The organism is Bordetella petrii, from assembly GCF_020991325.1.
Classification (GTDB): domain Bacteria; phylum Pseudomonadota; class Gammaproteobacteria; order Burkholderiales; family Burkholderiaceae_B; genus Bordetella_A; species Bordetella_A petrii_E.
The window spans coordinates 1-9,991 of sequence record NZ_JAJMLX010000171.1 but is presented as its reverse complement, the minus strand read 5'-3'; the positions used below and the strand labels follow the sequence as shown (position 1 = coordinate 9,991).

The 9,991-nt window shown below is 65.8% G+C and carries 9 protein-coding genes; 3 read left to right on the top strand and 6 right to left on the bottom strand.

Features of this window, described 5'->3' with window-relative positions; translation table 11 throughout:
* The 6 genes from LPZ50_RS16405 to LPZ50_RS16380 all read right to left on the bottom strand — a co-directional run.
* A partial coding sequence (locus tag LPZ50_RS16405) for a thiamine pyrophosphate-dependent enzyme (RefSeq protein ID WP_230662677.1) occupies nucleotides 1-415 on the bottom strand: 415 nt, incomplete at its 3' end.
* 80 nt (nucleotides 416-495) lie between these two features.
* Entirely contained in the window at nucleotides 496-921 is a 426-nt protein-coding gene (locus LPZ50_RS16400) for a hypothetical protein (protein WP_230662675.1), read from the bottom strand.
* 97 nt (nucleotides 922-1,018) lie between these two features.
* Entirely contained in the window at nucleotides 1,019-2,578 is a 1,560-nt protein-coding gene (locus tag LPZ50_RS16395) for a PepSY-associated TM helix domain-containing protein (protein WP_230662673.1), read from the bottom strand.
* Between the two features lie 6 nt (nucleotides 2,579-2,584).
* A complete protein-coding gene (locus tag LPZ50_RS16390) occupies nucleotides 2,585-5,041 on the bottom strand; it encodes a TonB-dependent siderophore receptor (protein ID WP_230662671.1) in 2,457 nt (818 codons plus the stop codon).
* A 143-nt stretch (nucleotides 5,042-5,184) separates the two neighbouring features.
* Nucleotides 5,185-6,231 carry a FecR domain-containing protein gene (locus tag LPZ50_RS16385; RefSeq protein WP_230662669.1) on the bottom strand — a complete coding sequence of 349 codons (1,047 nt, stop codon included), beginning with the start codon at nucleotides 6,229-6,231 and terminating at the stop codon, nucleotides 5,185-5,187.
* A gap of 6 nt (nucleotides 6,232-6,237) precedes the next feature.
* Entirely contained in the window at nucleotides 6,238-6,759 is a 522-nt protein-coding gene (locus tag LPZ50_RS16380; protein WP_419195603.1) for a sigma-70 family RNA polymerase sigma factor, read from the bottom strand.
* 561 nt (nucleotides 6,760-7,320) lie between these two features.
* On the opposite strand from LPZ50_RS16380, the gene LPZ50_RS16375 reads away from it, so the two are divergent.
* From LPZ50_RS16375 to LPZ50_RS16365, 3 genes are all read left to right on the top strand, one after another.
* Nucleotides 7,321-8,463: a formylglycine-generating enzyme family protein gene (locus LPZ50_RS16375; protein ID WP_230662665.1), complete on the top strand. Its 1,143-nt coding sequence runs from the start codon at nucleotides 7,321-7,323 to the stop codon at nucleotides 8,461-8,463.
* A gap of 66 nt (nucleotides 8,464-8,529) precedes the next feature.
* The gene (locus tag LPZ50_RS16370; protein ID WP_230662663.1) at nucleotides 8,530-9,498 is read left to right on the top strand and encodes an AAA family ATPase; all 969 of its coding nucleotides are present in this window, start codon (nucleotides 8,530-8,532) and stop codon (nucleotides 9,496-9,498) included.
* 8 nt (nucleotides 9,499-9,506) lie between these two features.
* Nucleotides 9,507-9,991: DUF58 domain-containing protein (locus LPZ50_RS16365; protein ID WP_230662661.1), on the top strand; the 485-nt coding region annotated here is incomplete at its 3' end.

The window sequence follows — 9,991 nt, the reverse complement described above, 5'->3', positions numbered from 1 at the left end:
TGCCCGCCTCCTTCAGGATCTCGAAGGCTCCGTCATTGAAGATGTTGCAGTTCTGGTAGATCTCCACCAGCGCCGTGCCCTCGTGCTCCGCCGCCGCCCGCAGCACGGACTGGAGGTGCTGACGGTCGGAGTCGATGGTCCTGGCGACGAACGACGCCTCCGCCCCGATGGCCAGCGAGAGCGGGTTGAACGGCGCGTCCACGGAGCCCATCGGCGTGGACTTGGTGATCTTGCCAACCTCGCTGGTCGGCGAGTACTGGCCCTTGGTGAGGCCGTAGATCCGGTTGTTGAACAGCAGGATCTTGAGGTTGACGTTGCGGCGCAGGGCGTGGATCAGATGGTTGCCGCCGATGGAGAGGGCGTCGCCGTCGCCGGTGACGACCCAGACGCTGAGGTCGCGGCGGGTTGCGTGCAACGTGTGGTCCCGACGTATTTGCGAATAAACATGGTGTTCGCTCCCGATCGATGAGGAAGACCTTGCAGGCGCCGACAGGGCTATCGGCCCATGGCGGGCGCAGGCGCCGGCACGGGCGGCACCTGCGAACCCAGGCGGATGCGCTGGCCCGACTGGTCCAGCAGCATGATGGGGCGCCCGTTGAAGAAAATGGCGCGCCGGGCATGCCATTCCATCGAAGTCTTCTCGATAGTGTCGTAGGCGGCGACGTCGAACAGGTATTCCCAGCCGTACTGCGGCTGGCCTTGTTCATCGGTATAGGTGGTTTTCTTCACCGAATCGGCGTAGCCCTTGTCGCGGTACGAGACATAGCGCGTGGGAGGCACCGAATTACGGTATTGGTCCATGAGCTGGTACAGGTCTTCCTCGCTGGGAGCCGTACCGTAGCGGGCCAGGTCTTCCCTGGAACCCGGGGCCGCGCAGCCTGCCAGCGCGGCCATCATCACTAGAAGAGTTACGATTTTCATCGGCAGTCTCCGGAAACGCCGCGCCCAGGGCGCAAGGTCACGGCCGTGCGGCCGTGTATTCATGTGTCATGAATATGCCGTGTATTAATACTCTCGTTCAACTCGCGTGGCAAGCCTTGCCAAGTTTGAGGGCAATACCCGCGAACAGCAGGCCCAAGGCCAGCATGACAAGATCGAAGCCGGCCAGCACCCAGTTCCCGGCCGGCAGCGTGATGCCCAGGTGGCGCTGCGTGGTCAGGGCATTGATCAGGGGCAGCAGGCCGCAGGCCAGCGCGGCCAGACGGAACTCGTCGACCCAGGCGCGCGGCGAACGGCGAATGGCGGGATAGGCGAGCAGCAGGGCCCAGGTAATGAACAGCGCGTGCGCTTCCCAGGCCCTGCGGCTGGCGAGGTCGGCGGGAATCAGGCGGTTGGCCCAGAAATAGGCCGCCACCGCGACCGGCAGGCCGGCGATCGTGCCGATGTTCAGGCAGCGCACCAGCCCGTAGCCGAATTCGCCGCGCCCGCCGGCCTTGCGCAGCTTGTCCTGACGGGCCTTGCGCTTGGCCGTCCACAGTACCAGCCCGGTGGCGATCATGGCGCATCCCAGCAGCCCCGACAGAAAGTACAGCCAGCGCAACGCAGGCGCGGCGAACCGGCCTTCGTGCAGCGCAAGCAGGGTATTGCGCGTCTGCAGGGCCGCGCTTTCGGCGCCGGGCGGCAGGGGCTGGCCGGTGACGCCGTTGAATCTCAGGTTGCGCACCGCCAGCGCCGGCTGCCCCTCGCGATGCACGCGTATGGTGACGGTGGCCGCCGCGTCGCCGGGGTTGCGCACCAGGATGCCGGAGGCGGGAATGCCCGACATCGCTTCGGCCTGGCGGGCGATATCGCGCAGCGAAGCCAGGGGCGCTGGCTGGCCGGCCGGCCGCGGGAAATTGGCCGGTATCAGCTCGGCCTGCAGGCGCCGGCGCGCGTCATCGGCGCCGCCATAAGCCGCCCGCACGCCGGCCGGCATGTAGGTATCCATGAAGAACACCAGCCCGCTGTAGGTGATCATCAGGAAGAAGGGCAGGGCCATGACACTGGACAGGTTGTGGGCGTCCAGCCAGGATCGCTGTCCCTTGCCGGGGCGGAAGGTGTAGAAGTCGGTGAAGATCTTCTTGTGGGTGATGGCGCCCGAGATCAGCGCCACCAGCATCAGCATGGTACAGATGCCCACGATCCAGATGCCGGCGGCCTCGGGCAGATAATGCAGCAGGTAATGGGTGCGGTACAGGAACTGGCCGCCGCCCGTGTCGCGCACTGCCTGGCTTGCAACGAACTGGCCGCTAGCGGCATCGTACGCGGCGCGATGGGTACGCCCGGGCGTGCCGTCGGGCTTGCGCGGGTCGCGCACGAACAGGCTCAGGTGGGGCTGCGTGCGTTCGACGGGCACGCCGATGTTCCAGAACTCGGCGCGGGCATGGTGTTCCTGCAGATAGGCCTGGGCCTGGCCGATGGCACGGGCCTGGTCCAGCGGCGCGGCCGCCAGCGGCAGTTCGGGCTGCATCCAGCGGTCGATTTCGAACGCGAAATAGCCCGCCGTGCCGGTGACAAACACAAAGAACAGCACCCAGCCCGCCACCAGCCCCGTCCAGGTGTGCAGCCAGGCCATGCACTGCCGCAAGCCTTCTTTCATGGCGCCCTAGAACTTGACATTGGCCGACAGCACCACGGTGCGCGCGTCGCCCAGGTACTGGCTGTTCACCCAGTAGCGCTTGTTGGTCAGGTTGTTCACGTTCAGGCGCAGGGTGACGGGGTACTCGCCGGCATTGACCACGTAGCGTGCTCCCACGTCGACCAGCGTATAGGCAGGTAGTTGGTCGGTATTGCGATTGTCGGCCCACGAGGCCCCGACGTAGCTGATGCCGGCGTTGACGCTTAAACCCGATACGCCGGGAATGCGGTATTCGCCATACATCTTGAACATGCGATTGGCCGTGCCGACCGGCCGCTTGCCTTCCAGGGTGGGATCCTGCTTTTGCTGCTTGACGCGCGGATCGAGCAGCGTCACCCCGCCCACCAGCGTCAGGTTGGGCGTGACCCGGCCGGTGGCCGTGAGCTCGAGCCCGCGGTGTACCTGCCGGCCGTCCTGTACATAGGTGGGGCTGGCCGGGTTGGTCACGTCGTAGTACTGCAGGCCCTTGTCGATCTGGAACAGCGCGCCGGTCAGCAGCATTTCGCCCACCGTGGCCTTCACGCCGACCTCGATCTGCTTGCTGATCAGCGGCGCCATGATCTGCCCGGCATTGCTGACGGGCTGGCCGTTGTAGACATCGGCGGCGGCTCCTCCTTGTTCCAGGGCTTCCATATAGGTGGCGTAGGTGGTCACCGACGGCACGGGCTTGAAGATCAGGGAAACCGTGGGCGTGGTGGCGCTGTCCTTGTACGAGGATTCCCAGTCGGCGGAGGGGCTGCTGCGCGACTTGTTGCGGATGGTGGCGCGGCTGAGCCCCACCAGCATGGACCATTGCTCGTTGAAGATGATGTCGTCGCCGATCATCCAGCTGGCCTGGCGGTTCACCGAACCGTTCCACGACGGCTCCTGCCCGTACGACGGCCAGTCCGGTTCTGGCACGTGGGTGGGCCGGTCCAGCGGCAGGCCCGTCAGCGGCGGCGCCGATACCTGCCCATCGGCGTGGTCGTAGCGGGTATTGCGGGTGGCCAGGTAGCCTGCGGTGACCTTGTGCGCCACCGGCCCGGTATTGAACGCGAAGTCGGCGAAGGCATGCCAGGCGTTGCCGCGGATATCCTGCGGCGCCGTGATGCGGTTTACCTGTGTGTAGGTGCCGTCAGGCTGCACCGTGTTGGTAGAGAAGGCGTATTCGCGGGTGTCGCGCCGGTCGAGGTAGGCGGCCCGCAGGGTGATGGCGTCGGTGGCCTCCCAGCGCAGGTTGGCGCCCAGCCGCTTGCTTTCGACATCGAAGAAAGTCCAGTCCTGCGACCACAGGCGGGTGGGATCCAGGCTGTTGGCGTCGGGGCGTTGGGCGCCGGGCGCGATAGACCAATAGGCCTGCCTGGTCGACCGGTAGTCGCGGTATGCGCCATCCACCTGGACCAGCAGCCTGTCGGTGGGGCGCCAGTCGAAGGCAGCGCTGACGAACTTGCGGCGCAGGGTGTAGTCGTCGACCCGTGTCTTGCCATCCTGGGCCACGGCATTGATGCGGTAGCCGAAGCGGCCGGCAGCGTCGATGGGCCCGCCGAAATCGCCATGCACATAGGCATTGGGGCCGCCGCTGTTGCCGACCGTCACCGAGTTATAGCGTTCTGGCGTGGGGCGCTTGGATACATAGTTGACCAGGCCGCCGACATTGCCCGGCCCATACAGGAACCCCGACAGACCGGTCAGGATCTCGACGCGCTCGACGTCCTCGGTGGTAGTGCCATGGCCGTACATGGCGCCGGGCAGGCCGTTGCGGGCAGGCGTGGCGCTTTGGAAACCGCGCATGAAAATATAGGGCGCGTCGTTCTGCGATTGCGGCCAGCTGAGCTGGGTGGTGGGCATCATCCGGAAGATCTGGTCGGGCGTGGTGGCCTGGATGTTCTCGATCAGGTCGGCGGACACGGCGCTGATGGAGTAGGGGGTGTCTTGCAGGTCGCGTCCTTCCCAGGGCCCGACCGGTGAAATGTCCTGCGTGACGTAGCCCACTTGTTCGCCGCCGTCCAGCCCGCCCGATACCGTCACCGGGGCCAGTGTTGCCACTCCGCCCGGGGCGGGGGGAATACGCCGCAGCGTGTACTCGCCGCTGGCGTCGAGCAGGGCTTCCAGGCCGGTGCCGGCCAGCAGTTGGCGCAACGCCTGTGCCGCGGTATAGCTGCCGCGCAAGCCCGGACTTTGCACCCCCGCGGTCAAGGTGGCGTTGACGGAAATCGCGGCGCCAGACTGCCGGCCGAACCGGCCCAGCGCCTGGTCCAGCGAGCCGGCGGGGATATCGAACGCGTGGCGCGCCGCCGGCCCGCTGGCAGTGGTTTGCGCATGGGCGGTGCCAGCCGGCGAGTAGGCAAGGGCACCGACGGCCATCCAGCACACGGCCAGCGCCAGGGGGCTCAGGCGCGCCCCGGAAAACGGTAAAAGAAATGAACACGCCCGTCTGGCGACCATGATGAAAATTCCTCGTTGCAAGGGGTTTTCAGGCAAAGGCCCGCAAGAGGAACATCCACCCGCCAGGCTTCTGGGAGAGAAGCCGCACGAAACCGGAAAACCTGCCGGATCATTTGTAATTCTTGGTATCCGGCCAGGCGTTATCAACGCGCCGCGATGGTCACCCAGTAGCGGGTGTAATGCCTGACGCGCACAGGCAGGCGGCGTTCCAACGATCGCAGGATGCGTTCCGTGGACCGGACATCGGACAACGGCCATGCGCCCGTAATGCGCAGATCCGCAACTTCAGGGGCGGCCCGCAGCCAGCCATGGCGGTAGCGGTTCAGTTCCGCCGCGAGGTCTTCCAGGCGCATGCCTTCGGCCGCGAAAGTGCCATCTATCCAGGCCTGGCTGCTGTCGTGCAGGGGCTGGACAGGCTCGACATGGTCGCGCGAGTAACGTGCCTGCTGGCCGGCCACGACCAGGACAGGCGGGGCCGTGCCCTGGGCCGGATGGATACGCACCGCGCCTTCGCTGACCATGAGGCGGGTAAAGCCGCGGTGCCGTGCCGCATCATCGCGCCGCACGGTAAAACGCGTGCCCACCGGCACCAGGTCGCCTTCTTCGGTACCGGCAACGAACGGGCGACGGGCCGCATCGGTTGCGGTCGTGATCATGATCTCGCCTTCGCGCAGCATGACGCGCCGTTCGCGCGAGTTGAAGCGCAGATCCACTGCCGTAGCCGTGTTCATGTGCATCTGGGTGCCGTCGGGCAGGGCCACCAGGCGGCTTTCGCCGGTTGCCGTGCGCAGATCCGCCAGGGCGGCGGACAACTGGCCCCGCCACTGGACTTGATCTTGCACCAGGTACAAGGCCATGCCGCCGGTACCTGCCCAGGCCAACGCCTTCAGCGCCTGGCGGCGCTTGGTAAAAGCGGCCAATTGCGCCATGGTGGCATGGGTGATGGCGGGCGCGATGCTTGCCGAGCTGCCCTGCAGGCGGTCGCCCATGTTGCTCAGGCGTTCCCAGGCGCGTGCGTGATCGGCATGGCGGTCGCGCCAGCGGGCGAACTGTTCGCGTTCGTCGGACGTGGCGGTGCCCGAGGCAAAGTGCACATACCAGGACACGGCTTGCTCGACCACGGACTCGGGCAGCGGCAGGTGGCCCGCGCCGCTTGAAGCCGAGCGGATATGGACAGACGCCCCGTTCATGCCGCGCTACCCATTCGAGTACAGCGCCTTGTAGCAGCGCGCCACGGCATGCGTCATGGCCTTTTGCACCACATTGACCGTGATGCCCATCTGGCGGGCGATCTGCGGGTAGTTCAGGCCGTCGATCTGGGAAAACAAGAAGATTTCACGCGTGCGCGCCGGCAGGCCGTCCAGCAGCAACGCGATTTCTTCCAGAGTTTCCAGTATCAGGGCGCGCTGTTCCTGCGACGGGGCCGTGGGCTCGGGCTGTGCGGCCAGGGCAGCCAGCCAGGCTTGTTCGAGCGCCTGCCGGCGCCAGTGGCTGGCGACCAGGCCATTGGCGATGGTGGCCAGGTAGGCGCGGGGTTCGCGTATGACGCCGGGTTCGCGGCCGCGCAGCACCCGCACAAACGTATCCTGCGCCAGGTCGGCGGCGTCGGACGAATTGCCCAGTTTGCGGCGCAGCCACCCCTGCAGCCAGCCATGATGGTCACAATAAAGGGCCTCGACATTGGTAGAGGAAACCTGGTTTGCTAGCACGCTGCCGATCCCTGGGACGCCGTGCGCGGCGGCATCATCCAAATAAGAATAAGTATCAATTATCAATGGTAACCAGGCTTTTATCAATAAGAAGCGGCTTACGCCCGGGGAACCGGCGTGCCGGACAATAAAAATAGGATGCATCCGACGCACGGCCCGGTACCCACGGGCACACCGACAGGCAGGCCATGGATCAACCTACCAACCGGCATGAGTTGCCGCGGCTGTTCAACATGCGGCCGGGCGAATTGCCTGCGGTGCTGGCCGCCGTGTTGCTGGCAACCAGCGCCGGCGTTGGGCCAAGCGCGGCGTCGATGCCGCCGCCATGATTGGGCCGCCGTAATACAGGAAAGGCGATCAAGGCCACGCGATAAAAGTAATACCGAATATGTCTCATTTCATGAGGCTGGCAAATGTCACAGAAGCTAGGTATCCTGCAGAGATACATAGCCGAATGTTGCGTAATCAACGCAATAGGTATCGTCGTGTTGAACAAGCTGGTGCAGTACCCCGGCGCTCTTTGGGCGCCCAGAATTGGCAGGCAGTTGCAATCGGATTTTGGGGAAGCATGTGAAACAGCGGTTGAAAGCGGGTCTTGCGGTGGTGGGCGTCCTGGTCGCAGCCGGCGCCCTGGGTGCTTATGTGGCGGGACAGCAGGCGCCATCCAAGCCCGAGATCAAGGTGGGCGATGGCAGCAGTGGTCCGGCCGGCATGGCCTGGATACCCGGCGATCAGTTCCTGATGGGTAACGAGCACAAGTTATCCCAGCCCAACGAAAGGCCGGCCCACAAGGTGCGCGTCAGCGGGTTCTGGATGGACATCCACGACGTCACCAATGCCGAATTCCGCCGCTTTGTCGAGGCCACGGGCTATGTCACCACGGCCGAGCGCAAACCCCGCTGGGAAGACCTGCAGCCGCAGTTGCCCCCGGGCACGCCACGGCCGGACGACAGCTTGCTGGTGCCGGGTGCCATGGTATTCGTGGGCACGGCATCGGAAGTGTCGCTGCGCGATTATTCGCAATGGTGGCGTTTCATGCCGGGCGCCAACTGGCGCCACCCCCAGGGCCCAGGCAGCACCATCGACGGCAAGGACGAGCATCCCGTCGTGCAAGTGTCTTACGACGATGCCCAGGCCTACGCGGCCTGGGCCGGCAAACGCCTGCCCACCGAAGCCGAATGGGAATTCGCCGCGCGCGGCGGGCTGGAACAGGCCACCTATCTGTGGGGTGAAGAACTGAACCCGCAGGGCAAGGCCATGGCGAATATCTGGGATACGCAGCAGCAACAGCCATTTCCCGTGGTGAAAGACGAGAAAATCCAGGTAGGCACCACGGCCGTGGGCAGCTTCCCGGCCAATGGCTATGGCCTGTACGACATGGCCGGCAACGTCTGGCAATGGACGGCCGATTGGTACCGGGCCGACGCCTTCAAGATCCAGGCCCAATACCGCCAGACTCCCTCCGACCCCAAGGGCCCGGCCGACAGCTTCGACCCCGAAGACCGCAATGCCCCGCCGGGAGCCCCCAAGCGCGTGACGCGCGGCGGTTCTTTCCTGTGCAGCGACACGTACTGCATCAGCTATCGGGCCAGTGCCCGGCGCGGCACCGACCCCTTGAACGGCATGTCGCACCTGGGTTTCCGCACGGTCATGACGCCCGAACAATGGAAGACCGCGCAGCAGAAGCGGCAGGGCAGCCTGGCACGGCGCTAGGGCAGGACAGCGGCAACGGGCACGGCGTGCGCCCGCACCGACAACAATGTTGTACAGGGAGCAATCATGGAGAACCGTGAGGCCGTGTTGGCGCTGGAGGCCGCCATTTCCCGTGCGGTGCTGGGCCAGGCCGGCGTAATACGGCAGATTCTGGTGGCCTTGCTGGCCGATGGACACGTGCTGCTGGAAAGCCTGCCCGGCCTGGCCAAGACGCGTACCGTCAAGGCGCTGGCCGCGCACCTGGCCGCGGACATGAGCCGCATCCAGTTCACCCCGGACCTGCTGCCATCGGACATCACCGGGGCGAATGTGTTGCAGCAGGATGCGCAGGGCCAGCACCGCATCGAGTTCCAGCCCGGCCCCTTGTTCGGCAACCTGATCCTGGCCGACGAGATCAACCGGGCACCGGCGAAAGTCCAGTCCGCCTTGCTGGAAGCCATGGAGGAGCGGCAGATTACCGTGGGCGATCAGACACGGCCGATGCCGTCGCTGTTCATGGTGCTGGCAACCCAGAATCCCATAGAACAAGAGGGAACCTATCCCTTGCCTGAAGCGCAGATGGACCGCTTCCTGATGAAAATCCGCCTGGACTATCCGGCAGCGGACGACGAGGTCGCCATGCTGGCCCTGCTGCGCTCGCCGCCTCAGGCCGCGACGGCGGACACGACGCGCATCTCGCAAGAACAATTGTTCGCTTGCCGGGCCGAGGCCGCGGCCTTGTTTGTGGCGCCGGCCGTCGATCGTTATATGGTGGACCTGGTCAATGCGTCGCGCCATCCCCAGGATGCGGATGCCGGCCTGGCACGCTGGATCCAGATAGGAGCCAGCCCCCGCGGCGCGATCGCGCTGGATCGTGCTTCGCGGGCGCACGCCTGGCTTGCCGGCGCCGAGTTCAGTTCGCCGGATGACGTGCGCGCGGTGGCGCATGCGGTCTTGCGGCATCGGCTGCATTTATCGTACGACGCCGTGGCCGACGGTATCACCCCGGAGGCGGTCATCGACCGCTTGCTGGATGTGGTGGCCGTGCCGGCATAGGAACATCCATGCCGCACATTCCACATCCCGTCCACCCGCCGCTATCGGAACTGATGGCGCTGGAGGCGGTCGTGGGCGGCTTGTCGTTTGTGGCGCGCCAGCCTCTGGGAAGCGCGTTGGCGGGGCCGCACGGATCGCGCCTGCGCGGGCGCGGGCTGGATTTCGCGGAACTGCGGCGCTATGTGGCGGGCGATGACTTGCGCACGCTGGATGCGCGCGCTTCGCTGCGCCATGGCAAGCCTTACGTGCGCGCCTATACCGAAGAGCGCGACCGTCCGGCGCTGGTCGTGGTGGACCAGCGCATGAGCATGTATTTTGGCTCGGTTCGCGCTTTCAAGTGCGCGTCCGCGGCGCGCGTGGCGGCCCTGGCGGCATGGATGGCCTATCGGGGCGGAGACCGCGTGGGCGGCCTGGTGTTCGACGACGATGGCGCGCGCCTGTTCAAGCCCTTGCGCAGCCGCGCCCGGGTGCAAGCGCTGCTGGCCGAGGTGGC

Bases quoted from the DNA above. Each gene is read 5' to 3' on its own strand.
- LPZ50_RS16370 (WP_230662663.1), top strand. From the start codon at position 8,530: ATGGAGAACCGTGAGGCCGTGTTGGCGCTGGAGGCCGCCATTTCCCGT.
- LPZ50_RS16385 (WP_230662669.1), bottom strand. From the start codon at position 6,231: ATGAACGGGGCGTCTGTCCATATCCGCTCGGCTTCAAGCGGCGCGGGC.
- LPZ50_RS16390 (WP_230662671.1), bottom strand. From the start codon at position 5,041: ATGGTCGCCAGACGGGCGTGTTCATTTCTTTTACCGTTTTCCGGGGCG.
- LPZ50_RS16395 (WP_230662673.1), bottom strand. From the start codon at position 2,578: ATGAAAGAAGGCTTGCGGCAGTGCATGGCCTGGCTGCACACCTGGACG.
- LPZ50_RS16400 (WP_230662675.1), bottom strand. From the start codon at position 921: ATGAAAATCGTAACTCTTCTAGTGATGATGGCCGCGCTGGCAGGCTGC.